This window comes from Streptomyces sp. SCSIO ZS0520, from assembly GCF_025643355.1.
Taxonomy (GTDB): Bacteria; Actinomycetota; Actinomycetes; order Streptomycetales; family Streptomycetaceae; genus Streptomyces; species Streptomyces physcomitrii.
On sequence record NZ_CP092644.1, the window covers coordinates 793982 to 810039 of the forward strand.

Annotated in this window: 11 protein-coding genes and 1 riboswitch; of the genes, 7 read left to right on the forward strand and 4 right to left on the reverse strand. The window is 72.8% G+C overall.

All coding sequences use genetic code 11. The features are described 5' to 3' along the window. Positions 1 to 225 precede the first annotated feature (225 nt). Positions 226 to 1419: a ribosome small subunit-dependent GTPase A gene (gene rsgA / locus MID12_RS02635; RefSeq protein ID WP_263164613.1), complete on the reverse strand. Its 1194-nt coding sequence runs from the start codon at positions 1417 to 1419 to the stop codon at positions 226 to 228. Positions 1420 to 1725: 306 nt separating this feature from the next. Next, the gene (gene metE / locus MID12_RS02640) at positions 1726 to 4050 is read right to left on the reverse strand and encodes a 5-methyltetrahydropteroyltriglutamate--homocysteine S-methyltransferase (RefSeq protein WP_263164615.1); all 2325 of its coding nucleotides are present in this window, start codon (positions 4048 to 4050) and stop codon (positions 1726 to 1728) included. Positions 4051 to 4213: 163 nt separating this feature from the next. Continuing rightward, a riboswitch (cobalamin riboswitch) is annotated at positions 4214 to 4427 on the reverse strand. A gap of 276 nt (positions 4428 to 4703) precedes the next feature. On the opposite strand from metE, the gene mutA reads away from it, so the two are divergent. The 7 genes from mutA (at position 4704) to MID12_RS02675 (ending at position 13944) form a co-directional block, all read left to right on the forward strand. Further along, positions 4704 to 6590, forward strand: coding sequence for a methylmalonyl-CoA mutase small subunit (gene mutA, locus MID12_RS02645; RefSeq protein ID WP_263164616.1), 1887 nt, complete (start codon positions 4704 to 4706; stop codon positions 6588 to 6590). Next, entirely contained in the window at positions 6590 to 8821 is a 2232-nt protein-coding gene (scpA, locus tag MID12_RS02650; protein WP_263164618.1) for a methylmalonyl-CoA mutase, read from the forward strand. The genes mutA and scpA overlap by 1 nt, the downstream gene beginning before the upstream one ends. A 4-nt stretch (positions 8822 to 8825) precedes the next feature. Further along, entirely contained in the window at positions 8826 to 9827 is a 1002-nt protein-coding gene (gene meaB, locus MID12_RS02655; RefSeq protein WP_263164620.1) for a methylmalonyl Co-A mutase-associated GTPase MeaB, read from the forward strand. A gap of 22 nt (positions 9828 to 9849) precedes the next feature. Further along, entirely contained in the window at positions 9850 to 10896 is a 1047-nt protein-coding gene (locus MID12_RS02660) for an enoyl-CoA hydratase/isomerase family protein (protein WP_263164622.1), read from the forward strand. A gap of 317 nt (positions 10897 to 11213) precedes the next feature. Next, complete coding sequence (locus tag MID12_RS02665) at positions 11214 to 11348, forward strand: hypothetical protein (RefSeq protein WP_257786912.1); 135 nt, start codon at positions 11214 to 11216, stop codon at positions 11346 to 11348. 383 nt (positions 11349 to 11731) lie between these two features. After that, positions 11732 to 12817 (forward strand): amino acid ABC transporter permease, encoded by a 1086-nt coding sequence (locus MID12_RS02670; RefSeq protein WP_263164623.1) that lies wholly within the window; start codon positions 11732 to 11734, stop codon positions 12815 to 12817. Positions 12818 to 12891: 74 nt separating this feature from the next. Then, on the forward strand, positions 12892 to 13944 hold the full coding sequence (locus tag MID12_RS02675) for an ABC transporter substrate-binding protein (RefSeq protein WP_263164625.1): 1053 nt from the start codon (positions 12892 to 12894) through the stop codon (positions 13942 to 13944). A 157-nt stretch (positions 13945 to 14101) separates the two neighbouring features. Here MID12_RS02675 and MID12_RS02680 read toward each other — a convergent pair whose 3' ends face one another. Next, positions 14102 to 14521 carry a DUF779 domain-containing protein gene (locus MID12_RS02680; RefSeq protein WP_040246472.1) on the reverse strand — a complete coding sequence of 140 codons (420 nt, stop codon included), beginning with the start codon at positions 14519 to 14521 and terminating at the stop codon, positions 14102 to 14104. Next, a complete protein-coding gene (locus tag MID12_RS02685; RefSeq protein ID WP_168542810.1) occupies positions 14521 to 16038 on the reverse strand; it encodes an aldehyde dehydrogenase family protein in 1518 nt (505 codons plus the stop codon). The genes MID12_RS02680 and MID12_RS02685 overlap by 1 nt, the downstream gene beginning before the upstream one ends. Between the last annotated feature and the right edge of the window lie 20 nt (positions 16039 to 16058).

Below are 16058 nucleotides of genomic sequence, written 5' to 3' on the forward strand. Positions count from 1 at the left end.
GCGTCGGCTGGCGGAAATCGGACATGGCGTTGGGGGCCAGTGGCGTGGGCCCGCCGAGGGGTTCTGCCCCCGGCGGGCCCACGCACGGGCGGGCGCTCGGCGGCCCGCACGCGGGCACCCCGGCCGCGCACCCGCGGGCCCGGCCTCACGCGCGCGGGCCCGGGCCCTGCCGCGAGGGCCGTACCCTCCGCGTCCCGGCCCGGCCTCACCCGCCTGAGCGCGGGCTCAGCGGAAGCGCCGCCCCCGCTTGACCTCCCCGGCCATCCGGCCCTCGGCGCCCTTGGCCTTCCACTCGCGGCGCAGCTCGGCGCGGAGGCGGGCGTCGGTCTTGGCGACGATGTACCGGTTCTCGCGCATCAGCTTGCGGTAGCTGTCGAGCCGGCGGGCGGGCAGCGCGCCCTCCTCGACCGCGGTGAGCACCGCGCAGCCCGGCTCCGCCTCGTGGGCGCAGTCGTGGAAGCGGCACTCGGCGGCCAGCTCCTCGATCTCCGCGAAGACCTGGCCGACACCGGTACCGGCGTCCCACAGCCCCACCCCGCGCAGCCCGGGGGTGTCGATGAGCACGCCCCCGCCCGCGAGCGGCAGCAGATTGCGGGTGGTGGTGGTGTGGCGGCCCTTGCCGTCCACGTCCCGGGTGGCCTGGACCTGCATCACGTCCTCGCCGAGCAGGGCGTTGGCGAGCGTCGACTTGCCCGCCCCGGACTGGCCGAGCAGCGCGGTGGTGGTGCCCGCGACGACCGCGGCGAGGACGTCGACGCCCTCGCCGAGCCGGGCACTGACCGGCAGCACCTGCACGCCGGGTGCCGTCTGCTCGGCGTCCGCGAGCAGGTGGGAGCGGGTGACCGGGTCGGGCACCAGGTCGGACTTGGTGAGCACCAGGAGCGGCTGGGCCCCGGACTCCCAGGCCAGCGCGAGGAAGCGCTCGATCCGGCCGAGGTCCAGCTCCGCGGCGAGCGAGACCGCGATGATCACCTGGTCGACGTTGGCCGCGAGGATCTGGCCCTCGGAGCGCTTGGAGGAGGTCGAGCGCACGAAGGCGGTACGGCGCGTGAGCAGCGACCGTACGAAACGCGGGTCGCCGTCCGGGTCGACGGCGGCCCAGTCCCCGGTGCAGACCACCCGCAGCGGATCGTGCGGGGTGACGAACGCGGTGTCGGCGCGCACCGGCCCCTCGGGGGTGACCAGGTCGCAGTGCCCGCGGTCGACCCGGACCACCCGGCCGGGGACCAGCCCCTGGCGGGCGTACGGGGCGAAGGCCTCGGCCCAGTCGTCGTCCCAGCCGTAGGCGGCGAGGGAGTGCGCGGCGGTGGCAGACGCGTCCGCGGACTCCGGACGGGACGCCGACTGCCCGGTGGCAGAAGGCTGTTGGGCGGAGAAGGAAGCGGAGGAAGAGCAGGAGGAAACGGAGGAGGAAGTCAAGGGGAACCCTTCGAGGGGCGGCCCCGGCGGCGCGTCAGGCGCGCGGATGCTGTGCGGTGTGTTCAGCCGGTGGCCGCGGAGGTGGCAAGGACGAGCGTGTGGATGCGGGCAGAGCCCTGCGCCGTGACAGTCATCAGTCGCACCTCCCGGGAATTCCTCTGGGCCGGGACCGGCTCTCGGCCGCCCGGCGAACTCCGCACACAGTAGGGCGGCCCCGGCGGCCGTGCCACCGTATTTCCGTGCCGCCCCTCTCGGGGCCCCCGGTGGCCCGGACCGGCCCCGCAGGACCGGTCCGGGCGGGGTGGATCAGCCCTCGGAGCCGGAGAGTTCGGCGCGCAGCGAGCGGGCGGCGGCCACCAGGCTCGCCAGGGACCGCCGGGTCTCGGGCCAGCCGCGGGTCTTGAGGCCGCAGTCGGGGTTGACCCACAGGCGCTCGGCCGGGATGGCTTCGAGGCCCTTGCGGAGCAGTGCGGTCACCTCGGCGCGGTCCGGGACGCGCGGCGAGTGGATGTCGTACACGCCCGGGCCGACCTCGCGCGGGTAGCCCGCGGCGGCCAGCTCACCGGCGACCTGCATGTGCGAGCGGGCGGCCTCCAGGCTGGTGACATCGGCGTCCAACTCGTCGATGGCGCGCAGGATGTCGCCGAACTCGGCGTAGCACATATGGGTGTGGATCTGGGTGTCGGACCGGACCCCGCCGGTGGTGAGCCGGAAGGCCGCGGTGGCCCAGTCCAGGTAGGCGGCGCGCGCCCCGGAGCGCAGCGGCAGGGTCTCGCGCAGGGCGGGCTCGTCGACCTGGATGACCGAGGTGCCGGCCGCCTCCAGGTCGCCGACCTCGTCCCGCAGGGCGAGCGCGACCTGCCGGGCGGTGTCGCCGAGCGGCTGGTCGTCGCGGACGAAGGACCAGGCGAGCATGGTGACCGGGCCGGTGAGCATGCCCTTGACCGGGCGGGCGGTGAGCGACTGGGCGAAGCGGGTCCAGCGCACCGTCATCGCCTCGGGCCGGGAGATGTCCCCGGCGAGGATCGGCGGGCGGACGTAGCGGGTGCCGTAGGACTGCACCCAGCCGTGCCGGGTGGCGAGGTAGCCGGTGAGCCGCTCGGCGAAGTACTGCACCATGTCGTTGCGTTCGGCCTCGCCGTGCACGAGGACGTCGAGGCCCGCCTCCTCCTGGAAGGAGACGACCTCCCGGATCTCGTTCTCGATGCGCTCCTCGTACCCGGCCTCGTCGATCCGGCCCGCCCTGAGGTCCGCGCGGGCCGTGCGCAGCCCGGTGGTCTGCGGGAAGGAGCCGATCGTGGTGGTCGGCAGCAGCGGCAGCCCGAGGTGGGCGCGCTGGGCGGCGGCGCGCTCCGGGTAGGGCAGGCCGCGGCGCCCGTCCGCCTCGGTGACCGCGGCGGCGCGGGCGCGTACGGCGGGGTCGTGGACGAGGGAGGAACCGGCGCGCAGCGCGAGAGCGGCGCGGTTGGCGGCGAGTTGGGGGGCGATGGCGTCGGTGCCCTCGGCGAGGCCGCGGGCGAGGGTGACGACCTCGGCGGTCTTCTGCCGGGCGAAGGCGAGCCAGCGCAGGATCCCCGGGTCGATCTCGCGTTCGGCGGCGGTGTCCAGGGGCACGTGCAGCAGCGAGCAGGAGGCGGCGACGTCGACCCGCTCGGCGAGCCCGAGCAGGGTGCCGAGGACGGCGAGGGACTTCTCGTGGTCGTTGATCCAGACGTTGCGCCCGTCGACGATCCCGGCCACCAGGCGCTTGCCGGGCAGGCCGCCGACCGCGGCGAGGTCGTCGAGGTTGGCCGCCGCGGGTCCGGTGAAGTCGAGGGCGAGCCCCTCCACCGGCGACTTGGCGAGCACCGGCAGGGCCTCGCCGAGCCGGTCGAAGTAGGAGGCGACGAGCAGGCGGGGACGGTCGGTGAGCGCGCCGAGCTCGCGGTAGGCGCGGGCCGCGGCGTTGAGTTCGGCCGGGCTGCGGTCCTGGACCAGGGCGGGCTCGTCGAGCTGGACCCAGGCGGCGCCCGCGGCCCGCAGATCGGCGAGGATCTCCGCGTACACCGGCAGCAGCCGGTCCAGGAGGGTGAGCGGCTCGAAGTCCGCCGCCACCTTGGGCGCCGCCTTGGCGAGCAGCAGATAGGTCACCGGGCCGAGCAGCACGGGGCGGGCGGTGAGCCCGAGCTCCTGGGCCTCCCGCAGTTCGGCGAGCTGCTTGCCGGAGTCGGCGCGGAAGACGGTGTCCGGGCCGAGTTCGGGCACCAGGTAGTGGTAGTTGGTGTCGAACCACTTGGTCATCTCCAGCGGGGCCAGCTCCTGGGTGCCGCGGGCCATCGCGAAGTAGCCGTCGAGCGCGTCGGCTTCGACGGCGGCGCGGTGCCGCTCGGGCAGCGCGCCGACCATGACGCTGGTGTCGAGGACATGGTCGTAGTACGAGAAGTGGCCGGTCGGCACCTCGCTGAGGCCGCTCTCCGCGAGGCGGCGCAGGATGTCCCGGCGCAGTGCGCGGGCGGTCTCCCGCAGGGCGGGCGCCTCGACCCGGCCCTTCCAGTAGCCCTCGATCGCCTTCTTCAGCTCCCGGTCGGGACCCTGGCGCGGATAGCCGTACACGGTGGAACTCACTGCCGCGGCTGCGGACTTGGTGTTCAAGGAACTCTCCTTCGCGAGTGTTCTCCTCTGGACCCGGGGACGGCCGGGGGCGCGAAGGGACGGCACGGACAGCGGGGCGCCGTACGCCGGAAGGGCGCGGGCGGCCGCTTCGCCTCGTGCACGCCGACCCGCCCTCGAGGTCACCGGGAACTCCGCGCACACCGGTGGCGCGCGGGCAGCGGGCAGGTCTTCGGACTCGCGAGCACGCCTGCCGGGGCAGGCACCTACCGGCCGTCGCTTCCCAGGCCATGGGCCCAGTGCACGTGACGGCTGTCGTTCTCACTCACCGCTGCGGGGCAGTCCCGGATTCCCACCGGGTTCCCTCTTACGACGCCGCTGCCTGGCGGACAGGGCGAACCAGCTACGGGTGCCACTCTAGAGGAGTGAGCCCGACAGCCCTGTCCGCCGACCGTGCCCCCGGCTCTGCGCGGGCCCGGTGGCCGGGGCCCGGCCGCGCCCGTCGCAGCCGCCCCGGCGCGCGCACCGGAAGCCCTCGTACCGCCCCTAAATCCGCTGGGGCCCGCCCCTACTCCAGGCCGTCCGGAAGCGGTGACGCACGGCGAGCAGCAGCAGCTCAGCGGGGGGTCAAGGAGGGGAAGGTCACAGAGACGTACGGCTGCCGGTTCCCCGGCCGCTCCCCTAGCCTGTGCCGCATGACGGTCCTCCCCGACGACGAACTCAGTCTGGCTGCCGAATTCCCGGACGCCACCCGCGAGCAGTGGCAGCACCTCGTAGAAGGTGTCCTGCGCAAGACGGGCAAGGAGGGTCTGGCGGGTCCGGCCGCCGAGGAGGCGCTCGCCACGTCCCTGGAGGACGGGCTGAGCATCCGGCCGCTGTACACCGCGGAGGACGCCGCGGCCGTCACCGGCTACCCGGGCTTCGCCCCCTATCTGCGCGGCGCCCGCCCCGAGGGGACCGCCGTCTCCGGCTGGGAGGTGCGCCAGCGGCACGCGCACCCCGACCCGAAGAAGACGAACACCGCGGTCCTCGCCGACCTGGAGAACGGGGTGAGCGCCCTGTGGCTGGCGGTCGGCCCCGGCGGGATCCCGGTCTCCGGTCTGAAGACCGCCCTGGAGGGCGTCTACCTCGACCTCGCGCCCGTCGTCCTGGACACCGGCGGCGACTCCCGCGAGGCGGCCCCGGCACTCCTTCGGCTGTACGAGGACCAGGAGATCCCCCGGCACGCCGCCCTCGGCAACCTCGGCGCCGATCCGCTCAGCCGCCTCGCCCGCACGGGTGAGGCGGCGGACCTCGACGCGCTCACCGCCTCGGCGGCCGAACTCGCCGCCCGGTGCCGCAGCGAGTACCCGGGCCTGCGGGCACTCACGGTGGACGCCCTGCCGTACCACGAGGCCGGCGGCTCGCCCGCGCAGGAGCTCGGCTGCTCGCTCGCGACCGGTGTCGCCTATCTGCGGGAGCTGACCGCGGCCGGCCTCCCGGTCGAACAGGCCGCCGGGCAGCTGGAGTTCCGCTACGCGGCGAGCGCGGACCAGTTCCTGACCATCGCCAAGTTCCGTGCCGCGCGCCGCCTCTGGGCCCGGGTCCTGGAGGTCTGCGGCGCGCCGGGGACCACCGGTGCCCAGCGCCAGCACGCCGTCACCTCGCCGGTGATGATGACCCGCCGCGACCCCTGGGTGAACATGCTCCGGGTCACCGTCGCCACCCTGGGCGCGGGAGTCGGCGGCGCGGACGCGGTGACCGTGCTGCCCTTCGACAGCGCGCTCGGGCTGCCGGACGCCTTCGCCCGCCGGATCGCCCGCAACACCTCCTCCGTCCTCATCGAGGAGTCGCATCTGGCCCGCGTCATCGACCCGGCGGGCGGCTCCTGGTACGTGGAGCAGCTCACCCGGGAGCTGTCCGAGGCGGCCTGGGCCTGGTTCCAGGAGATCGAGCGGGCGGGCGGCCAGGCCGAGGCCCTGCGGTCCGGTCTCGTCGGCGACCGGCTCGCGGCGAGCTGGCGGCAGCGCTCCGCGAAGCTGGCCGAGCGGCGCGAACCCATCACCGGCGTCAGCGAGTTCCCGAATCTGACCGAGCGGTCCGTGGAGCGCGAGGCGGCGCCCGAGCCCCCGCGCGGCGGGCTCCCCCGGGTGCGCCGCGACGAGGCCTTCGAGGCGCTGCGGGCCCGCTCGGACGCGCACCTCGCCGCCACCGGCGCACGTCCCCGCCTCTTCCTCGCGGCGCTCGGACCGGCCGCCGCGCACACCGCGCGGGCCGGTTTCGCCGCCAACTTCTTCCAGACCGCCGGGATCGAGCCGGTCCACGAGCCGGTCAGCGTCGACGCCGAGACCGCCGCGGCGGCCTTCACCGCGAGCGGCGCGACGGTCGCCTGCCTCTGCTCCAGCGACAAGCTCTACGCCGAGCAGGCCGAGGCGGTCGCCGCCGCCCTCAAGGGCGCGGGCGCCGAGCGGGTCTTCCTCGCGGGCCGCCCGGGCGAGGCCCGCGAGGCCTACGAACGGGCCGGAGTCGACGAGTTCGTCTTCGCGGGCAGCGACGCGGTCGCCGTCCTCACTTCGCTTCTCGACCAGATGGGTGTCGCGTGATGTCGTCAAGTACGGGGCAGCCGGGCCCCATTCCGGACTTCTCGGCCGTGGGCCTGGAATCGGACGAGGCGGCGGGCGGCGCGCACGCCGACTGGCAGGCGGCGGTACGCGAGTCCACCGGCAAGAGCGACGCCGACCTGCTCTGGGAGACCCCGGAGGGCATCGGCGTCAAGCCGCTGTACACCGCCGAGGACCTCGACGGCCTCGACTTCCTCGGTACGTACCCGGGCGTGGCCCCCTATCTGCGCGGCCCGTACCCGACGATGTACGTCAACCAGCCCTGGACGATCCGCCAGTACGCCGGTTTCTCCACCGCCGAGGAGTCCAACGCCTTCTACCGCCGCAATCTCGCGGCCGGCCAGAAGGGCCTGTCGGTCGCCTTCGACCTGCCGACCCACCGCGGCTACGACAGCGACCACCCGCGGGTCACCGGCGACGTCGGCATGGCGGGCGTGGCGATCGACTCGATCTACGACATGCGGCAGCTCTTCGACGGCATCCCGCTGGACCGGATGAGCGTCTCGATGACGATGAACGGCGCGGTGCTCCCGGTGCTCGCGCTCTACATCGTCGCGGCCGAGGAGCAGGGGGTGCCCCCGGAGAAGCTGGCCGGGACCATCCAGAACGACATCCTCAAAGAGTTCATGGTCCGCAACACCTACATCTATCCGCCGCAGCCCTCGATGCGGATCATCTCCGACATCTTCGCGTACACCTCGCAGAAGATGCCGCGCTACAACTCCATCTCCATCTCCGGCTACCACATCCAGGAGGCCGGGGCCACGGCCGACCTGGAGCTGGCGTACACCCTCGCGGACGGGGTCGAGTACCTGCGCGCGGGCATGGAGGCCGGGCTCGACGTGGACGCCTTCGCGCCGCGGCTGTCCTTCTTCTGGGCGATCGGCATGAACTTCTTCATGGAGGTCGCCAAGCTGCGCGCCGCCCGGCTGCTCTGGGCCAAGCTGGTCAAGCAGTTCGAGCCGAAGAACGTCAAGTCCCTCTCGCTGCGCACCCATTCGCAGACCTCCGGCTGGTCGCTCACCGCCCAGGACGTCTTCAACAACGTCACCCGCACCTGTGTGGAGGCGATGGCCGCGACCCAGGGCCACACCCAGTCGCTGCACACCAACGCCCTGGACGAGGCGCTGGCACTGCCCACCGACTTCTCCGCCCGCATCGCGCGCAACACCCAGATCCTGCTCCAGCAGGAGTCCGGCACCACCCGCGTCATCGACCCCTGGGGCGGCAGCGCCTACGTGGAGCGGCTCACCCACGACCTCGCGCACCGCGCCTGGCAGCACATCGAGGAGGTCGAGAAGGCGGGCGGCATGGCCAAGGCCATCGACGCGGGCATCCCGAAGATGCGCGTGGAGGAGGCGGCGGCCCGCACCCAGGCCCGTATCGACTCCGGCCGCCAGCCGGTCATCGGCGTGAACAAGTACCGGGTGGAGACCGACGAGCAGATCGACGTGCTCAAGGTCGACAACTCCTCGGTGCGCCAGCAGCAGGTGGAGAAGCTGCGGCGGCTGCGCGCCGAGCGCGACGAGGCGGCCTGCCAGGACGCGCTGCGGGCGCTGACCGCCGCGGCCGAGGCGGGACCGGGGTCCGGCGGCGGCCTGGAGGGCAACCTCCTCGCCCTCGCCGTGGACGCGGCCCGCGCCAAGGCCACCGTCGGCGAGATCTCCGACGCTCTGGAGAAGGTGTACGGACGGCACGCGGGCCAGATCCGTACCATCTCCGGTGTGTACCGCGACGAGGCAGGGACGTCACCTTCGGTGGAGCGCACACGCAAACTGGTCGAGGACTTCGAGGCGGCCGAGGGGCGCCGCCCGCGCATCCTGGTCGCCAAGATGGGCCAGGACGGCCACGACCGCGGCCAGAAGGTGATCGCCACCGCCTTCGCCGACCTCGGCTTCGACGTGGACGTCGGCCCGCTCTTCCAGACCCCGGCCGAGGTGGCCCGGCAGGCCGTCGAGGCGGATGTGCACATCGTCGGGGTCTCCTCGCTGGCCGCCGGGCACCTGACCCTGGTGCCCGCGCTGCGCGAGCAGTTGGCCGAGGCGGGCCGGGAGGACATCACCATCGTCGTCGGCGGGGTCATCCCGCCGCAGGACATCGAGACCCTCCTCGGCATGGGCGCCGCGGCGGTCTTCCCGCCCGGCACGGTGATCCCGGACGCCGCCTTCGACCTGCTGACGACCCTGGCCGCCGGTCTCGGCCACGAGCTGTGATCCGATGCCGCGACCGATCGACATCGACAGCTACGCCAAGGGTGTCCTGGACGGTTCGCGGGCCTTCATCGCCCGCGCCATCACCCTGGTCGAGTCCACCCGCGCCGACCATCGCGAGCTGGCCCAGCGGCTCCTGATCGATCTGCTGCCGCACTCGGGGCGGGCCCGGCGCATCGGGATCACCGGTGTGCCGGGAGTCGGCAAGTCGACCTTCATCGACGCGCTCGGCACCATGCTCACCGGGCTCGGCCACAAGGTCGCGGTGCTCGCCGTGGACCCGTCCTCCAGCCGTACGGGCGGCTCCATCCTCGGCGACAAGACGCGGATGGAGCGGCTCTCGGCGGACCCGAACGCCTTCGTCCGGCCCTCCCCCACCTCGGGCACCCTCGGCGGGGTCGCCCGGGCCACCCGCGAGTCCATCGTGGTGATGGAGGCGGCCGGTTACGACGTGGTGCTGGTGGAGACCGTGGGCGTCGGCCAGTCCGAGACCGCGGTGGCCAATATGGTCGACACCTTCCTGATGCTCACCCTGGCCCGCACCGGCGACCAGCTCCAGGGCATCAAGAAGGGCGTCCTCGAACTCTCCGACCTGGTCGCGGTGAACAAGGCCGACGGCCCCCACGAGCGGGACGCGAAGGCCGCGGCCCGCGAACTCGCCGGTGCGCTGCGGCTCATGCAGCCGGTCGACGCGGCCTGGACACCCCCGGTGCTCACCTGCAGCGCCCGGGAGGGCAGCGGCCTGGACACCCTCTGGGAGCGCCTGGAACAGCACCGCACCCTTCTCGAGTCCACCGGCCGCCTGGAGGCCAAGCGCCGCGAACAGCAGGTCGACTGGACCTGGTCGATGGTCCGCGAGCAGCTGCTCACCCGGATGCGGGAGCACCCCGAGGTACGGCGCCTCGCACCCGAGGTCGAACAGCAGGTCAGGGGAGGCGAGTTGACGGCCACGCTGGCCGCGCAGCGGCTCCTGGAGGCCTTCGGCGGCGAGGAAGCCGCCGCCGAGTGACGGCGAGAGGGACACCCGCACCATGACGCACACCGACCCCGAGGCCCCCGTACTCCCGCGCCGCGAGGGCCGGGTGGGCCACCTCGTGCTCAACCGCCCCCGCGCGATCAACGCCCTCACCCACGAGATGGTCCACCGCCTCGACGAGACCCTGCGGGCCTGGGCCGAGGACCCCGCCGTCGCCACCGTGCTGCTCACCGGCGCGGGCGAGCGCGGGCTCTGCGCGGGCGGCGACATCCGCGCGGTCCGCGAGTCCGCCCTGCGCGGGGGCGCGGAGGCCGCCGCCTTCTGGCGGGACGAGTACCGCCTCAACGCCCTCATCGCCCGCTATCCGAAGCCGTACGTGACCTTCATGGACGGCATCGTGATGGGCGGCGGCGTCGGGCTCTCCGCCCACGGAAGCCTCCGGATCGTCACCGAGCGCTCCAAGGTGGCCATGCCCGAGACCGGCATCGGCTTCGCCCCCGACGTCGGCGGCACCTACCTCCTGTCCCGCGCCCCCGGCGAACTCGGCACCCACCTCGCCCTCACCGGCACCGCGGTCGGGGCGGCCGACGCCCGACTGTGCGGACTGGCCGACCACTTCGTCCCCGCCGAGCGCCTGGACGACCTCGCCGGGGACCTGGCGACCACCGAGGCAGCCGAAGCCGTGGAGCGTTACCGGGAGACCCCGCCCGAGGGCATCCTCGACCGGCAGCGCGAGTGGATCGACCACTGCTACGCGGCCCCCACCGTCGAGCAGATCCTCGACCGCCTGCACGCCGCGGGCTCCCCCGAGGCCAAGGAGACCGCGGAACTCCTGTTCAGCAAGTCGCCCACCTCCCTCAAGGTCACCCTGGAGGCGGTCCGCCGCGCCCGCACCGCACCGACCCTGGAGGACGCCCTGGCCCAGGAGTACCGCGTCTCCTGCGCCACGCTCCGCTCCCCCGACCTGGTCGAGGGCGTACGCGCCCAGGTCGTCGACAAGGACCGGCGCCCGCGGTGGTCGCCCGCCACGCTGGACGAGGTGGGTGCGGCGGACGTGGCCGGGTTCTTCGAGGACCTCGGCGCGGACGAGTTGACCTTCTGAGGGCCGGTCCCCGCCCCGGGAGCCGCTGTGCCGGAAGCCGGGTGCCCGCCCCGCCCGGTGGCGCTTCCGGGGGTCCGGTGTCCACCCCCTGGACACCGAGGTCACCGGCCGAGCCGGGGCGGCGGGCGGCACCTTGACACCGCCTCCGGGAGCCTGGCTTACTGTGGCTCCTGCACGGCCTGGTCAAGCGCTCGGCGAGCGGCACCGATTCGCCGGGCGGCAAGGGCAACCCCCGTACGGCGAGGGGGAGTTCCACGGCCCGACCGGGTGATCTTCCCCAACGCGAGGCCCACGGGCCGTGAACGGTGACGGTGGCGATGCACACAGCTTCGAGGACGGCCGTACTGCGGCCCACCGGCTGTGTCCTGCTGCGCGCCGACTACTGCGTCGATCTGCTCCGCGTCAGCAGCGCGCTCTGTACCACCACGGGCCGTGCCCGCCCTCAGGGCTGACGGCCTTCCCGCTCTCCGGGCGCCCTTCCCGCGTTCCGCCGAGAGCCTTCCGGACCCGGTGACGGCCTTCCCGGCTCGCTGACGGCCTTCCTTCCCACGTCCTTCCCACCGAAGGCCCTCTTCGCCGGCCGACGCCCCACCTGGCCCGCCGAAATGGTCGTCCCGTTCCTGACGACCGTCCTCCCGTCCCCGACGGCCGCCGCCGCCTCGACTGACGCAACTGACGCAACCGGCATCACCCGCGCAGCTGAGGCAGCGGCGTACGCCGTCCCCGCACGCCCCCGTTCCCGTGCGTCCTTCGCGCCGCGCCGGCCGAACTGCCTCCCGCCGGTGTGCCGTTGCCGCGCCCGGGCCCGGGGCGCCCCGATCCGCTGGAGTCCTCCATGAGCGAACCTCCCCGCCCTGCCGCGCCCCCGGGCCCGGCCGCCGACCCCGAGGCGGACCACCGCGCGGAGCACCGCGCCGTACCCGACGCGACGCCCGTACCCGTACGCGTCTCCGCACCCCCCTCCCTCACCGAAGCCGAGAAGTCCGGTGAACCGGCGTCCTCCGCACTTCCCGCCGCGCAGCGCGTGCTGCCGCGGCGCCATCCGGGGCGCTGGATCGTGACGGCGCTCGTGCTTGTGGTCCTCGCCCAGATCATCCACGGCCTGGCCACCAACCCCTTCTACCAGTGGGACCGCTTCGGGTACTGGTTCCTCCGCCCGAGGATCCTCGACGGTCTGCTGATCACCCTCGAAGTCACCGCGTACAGCGCTGTGTTGGGACTGCTCGGCGGCATCCTGCTGGCGCTGGGCAGGCTCTCGCGGAGCCCGGTGCTGCGGGCGGTGAGCTGGACCTACATCTGGCTGTTCCGCTCCGTGCCGCTGATCGTGGTGCTGCTCTTCCTCTACAACTTCAGCGCGCTCTACCGGACTCTGAGCCTCGGAATCCCCTTCGGCCCCGCCTTCTTCACCTTCGACGAGTCCCGGCTCGCCACCGACATGGCCGTCGCGGTGGTCGGGCTCAGCCTCAACGAGGCCGCATACGCCGCCGAGGTGGTGCGCGGTGGCATCCTCTCGGTCGACCAGGGCCAGCACGACGCCTCGGCCGCGCTCGGCCTGCCCAAGCGCCACCAGTTCACCAGGATCGTCCTCCCGCAGGCCCTGCGGTCCATCACCCCGAGCTATGTCAACCAGCTGATCGGCCTGATCAAGGCCACCTCCCTGGTCTTCTACGTCTCCCTGCTCGACCTGTTCGGCTCCGTGCAGAGCATGAGCAGCACCTACCCCGGCGACATCGTCCCGCTGCTGCTCGTCGCCACCGTCTGGTACCTGATCCTGACCAGCCTCGTCTCGATCGTGCAGTTCTACGTCGAGCGCCACTACTCCCGGGGCGCGACCCGGACCCTGGAGCCGACGCCCGTGCAGAAGCTCCGGGCCTCGCTGCGTGAACTGCGGGTCCGCGCCCGCCGGGAGGCGGCACTGTGACCGCCGCGAAGCCCCCGGCCCGAGCAGCCTCCCCCTCCGGCACACCACCCCTCCGACTCCGACAAGGACCGGCCATGCCCGACTCCCGTCCCGCCTCCCCGCTCCCGTCCCGACTCCGCCGCCGGTTGCTGCGCACTCTCGCCGCGGGCACCGCCCTCGCCTCCCTCGGCCTCGGCCTCGCCGCCTGCGGGGGTGACAGCGACGCGGCCACCGGGGAGGACGGCGCGCCGCCGCCCGGTGTGGTCAGGGTGGGCGCGCTGTCCAACGGTGTCGCCACCCAGACGGACCTGAAGGTCTCCGAGGTGAAGTCCATCAGCGCCGGACTGCCCAAGTCGCTTGCCCGCAAAGGCAGGTTGACCATCGGCACCAGCGCCCTGCCCTCCGTCTTCCCGCCGCTGATCTACATCGGCCAGGACCAGAAGACCCTCACCGGTGCCGAGCCCGACCTCGCCCGCCTGGTGGCCGCGGTCCTCGGACTGGAACCGGAGGTGAAGAACTCGACCTGGGAGAACCTCTTCCTCGGCCTCGACAGCGGAAAGGTCGACGTGGCCTTCTCCAATGTCACCGACACCGAGGAGCGCAAGAAGAAGTACGAGTTCGCCTCCTACCGCGAGGACAACCTGGCGTTCGAGGTCCCCAAGGAGAGCAGCTGGAACTTCGACGGCGACTACCGCAATCTGGCCGGGCAGACCGTCGCGGTGGGAGCGGGCACCAACCAGGAGCGGATCCTCCTCGCCTGGCAGTCCAAGCTGAAGAAGGAGGGCAAGACGCTGCGCGTCAAATACTTCCCGAACAGCAACAGCACCTATCTGGCCCTGGCCGGCGGCAAGATCGACAGCTACTTCGACCCCAATCCCACCATCGCCTACCACATCTCCCAGACCGCGAAGACCCCGAACCCGACCCGCAACGCGGGCACCTTCTCCGGCGCCGGCATCGCACTCCAGGGCCTGATCGCGGCCACCGCCAAGAAGGGCAGCGGCCTCGCGGAACCCATCGCCGCGGCCATCAACCACCTGATCAGGAACGGCCAGTACGCCAAGTGGCTCTCCGCCTGGGACCTCAGCAACGAGGCGGTGAAGACCTCCCGGGTGAATCCGCCGGGGCTGCCGCTGAACAACACGTGACGGGTGGGGCGGCGGCGCGGATACGGGGTCCCGGCGCCGACCCCGGGACCCCGCACCTCTGCCCGGTGCGGGCGGGGCGGCCCCGGAAACGCCGGGCCGGCCCGCCCGCACCCGTCCTGTCGCGGGGTGTCTGCTCACCGCGCTGTCGGTGCCGCGGTCACTCCGGTGCCGACTCCCCGGTGGGCAACGGCCCCTCCCCCGCCGCGCGTTCGGCCTCCTCGTCGGTGAAGAGGCGGGAGCGCAGGAGGAAGCGGACGCCCTCGGGGGCTTCGAGGGAGAAACCGCTGCCGCGGCCCGGGACCACGTCCACCGTGAGGTGGGTGTGCTGCCAGTAGGTGTACTGGTCGGAGCTCATCCAGAAGGGGACACCGTCCGCCACCGTGCCGAGGAGGACGTCCGAGGCGCCGACGCGGAACTCGCCGCGGGGGTAGCACATCGGGGCGCTTCCGTCGCAGCAGCCGCCGGACTGGTGGAACATGACGGGGCCGTGCACCTCGGTGAGGGTGCCGACCAGTCGGTCCGCCTCCTCGGTCAGCCGGACCCGCTCCAGGCGAGCGCCGTCGGCGGGGGCGGCCATCAGAAGAAGCCGAGCTTCTGGGTGGAGTAGCTGACCAGGAGGTTCTTGGTCTGCTGGTAGTGGTCGAGCATCATCTTGTGGTTCTCGCGGCCGATGCCGGACTTCTTGTAGCCGCCGAAGGCCGCGTGCGCGGGGTAGGCGTGGTAGCAGTTGGTCCACACCCGGCCGGCCTTGATCTCGCGGCCGAGGCGGTAGGCGTCGTTGCCGTTGCGGGTCCAGACTCCGGCGCCGAGTCCGTAGAGGGTGTCGTTGGCGATCTTCAGGGCCTCGTCGACGGAGTCGAAGGTGGTGACCGAGACGACCGGGCCGAAGATCTCCTCCTGGAAGATCCGCATGTCGTTGCTGCCGCGGAAGACGGTCGGCTCGATGTAGTAGCCGCCCGCCAGGCCCTCGACGGTCCGGGCGGCGCCGCCGGTCAGCACCTCGGCGCCTTCCTTCTTGCCGATGTCGATGTAGGAGAGGATCTTCTCGTACTGGTCGTTGCTGGCCTGGGCGCCGATCATGGTCGCCGGGTCGAGCGGGTTGCCGGCCTTGATGGCCCGGGTGCGCTCCAGGCAGCGGGCCATGAACTCCTCGTAGATGGAGGAGTGGATCAGGGCGCGGGAGGGGCAGGTGCAGACCTCGCCCTGGTTGAGGGCGAACATCACGAAGCCCTCGACCGCCTTGTCGAGGTAGTCGTCGTCGGCGGCGGTGACATCGCCGAGGAAGATGTTCGGGCTCTTGCCGCCGAGTTCCAGGGTCACCGGGATGATGTTCTCGCTGGCGTACTGCATGATCAGGCGCCCGGTGGTGGTCTCCCCGGTGAAGGCCACCTTCGCCACCCGGGGGCTGGACGCGAGCGGCTTGCCCGCCTCCACGCCGAAGCCGTTGACGACGTTGATCACACCCGGCGGGAAGAGGTCGGCGATCAGCTCGACGACCAGGAGGAGGCTGACCGGGGTCTGCTCGGCGGGCTTGATGACCACGCAGTTGCCCGCGGCGAGGGCGGGGGCGAGCTTCCAGGCGGCCATCAGGATCGGGAAGTTCCACGGGATGATCTGGCCGACCACGCCCAGCGGCTCCTGGAAGTGGTACGCGACGGTGTCCCCGTCGATCTCCGCGATGCTGCCCTCCTGGGCGCGGACGACGCCCGCGAAGTAGCGGAAGTGGTCGACGGCGAGGGGGATGTCGGCGGCCAGGGTCTCGCGTACCGGCTTGCCGTTCTCCCAGGTCTCGGCGACCGCGATCTTCTCCAGGTTCTCCTCGATGCGGTCGGCGACCTTGTTGAGGAGGTTGGCCCGCTCGGTGGTGGAGGTGCGGCCCCAGGCTCCGGCGGCGGCGTGCGCGGCGTCCAGGGCGAGTTCGATGTCGGCCTTGGTGGAGCGGGCGACCTCGGTGAAGACCTCGCCGGTCACCGGGGAGGGGTTGCCGAAGTAGCGGCCCTCGGCGGGCGGGGTCCAGTCGCCGCCGATGAAGTTCTCGTAGCGCGGGGCGAAGCTGACGAGGCTTCCCTCGGTTCCTGGCTGCGCGTACACCATGGCGGCTCTCCTCGGTGCGG

Excerpts from the sequence above, each read along its gene's own strand:
- mutA (WP_263164616.1), top strand. The coding sequence starts at position 4,704 with ATGACGGTCCTCCCCGACGACGAACTCAGTCTGGCTGCCGAATTCCCG.
- scpA (WP_263164618.1), top strand. The coding sequence starts at position 6,590 with ATGTCGTCAAGTACGGGGCAGCCGGGCCCCATTCCGGACTTCTCGGCC.
- meaB (WP_263164620.1), top strand. The coding sequence starts at position 8,826 with ATGCCGCGACCGATCGACATCGACAGCTACGCCAAGGGTGTCCTGGAC.
- MID12_RS02660 (WP_263164622.1), top strand. The coding sequence starts at position 9,850 with ATGACGCACACCGACCCCGAGGCCCCCGTACTCCCGCGCCGCGAGGGC.
- MID12_RS02665 (WP_257786912.1), top strand. The coding sequence starts at position 11,214 with ATGCACACAGCTTCGAGGACGGCCGTACTGCGGCCCACCGGCTGTGTC.
- MID12_RS02670 (WP_263164623.1), top strand. The coding sequence starts at position 11,732 with ATGAGCGAACCTCCCCGCCCTGCCGCGCCCCCGGGCCCGGCCGCCGAC.
- MID12_RS02675 (WP_263164625.1), top strand. The coding sequence starts at position 12,892 with ATGCCCGACTCCCGTCCCGCCTCCCCGCTCCCGTCCCGACTCCGCCGC.
- MID12_RS02680 (WP_040246472.1), bottom strand. The coding sequence starts at position 14,521 with ATGGCCGCCCCCGCCGACGGCGCTCGCCTGGAGCGGGTCCGGCTGACC.
- MID12_RS02685 (WP_168542810.1), bottom strand. The coding sequence starts at position 16,038 with ATGGTGTACGCGCAGCCAGGAACCGAGGGAAGCCTCGTCAGCTTCGCC.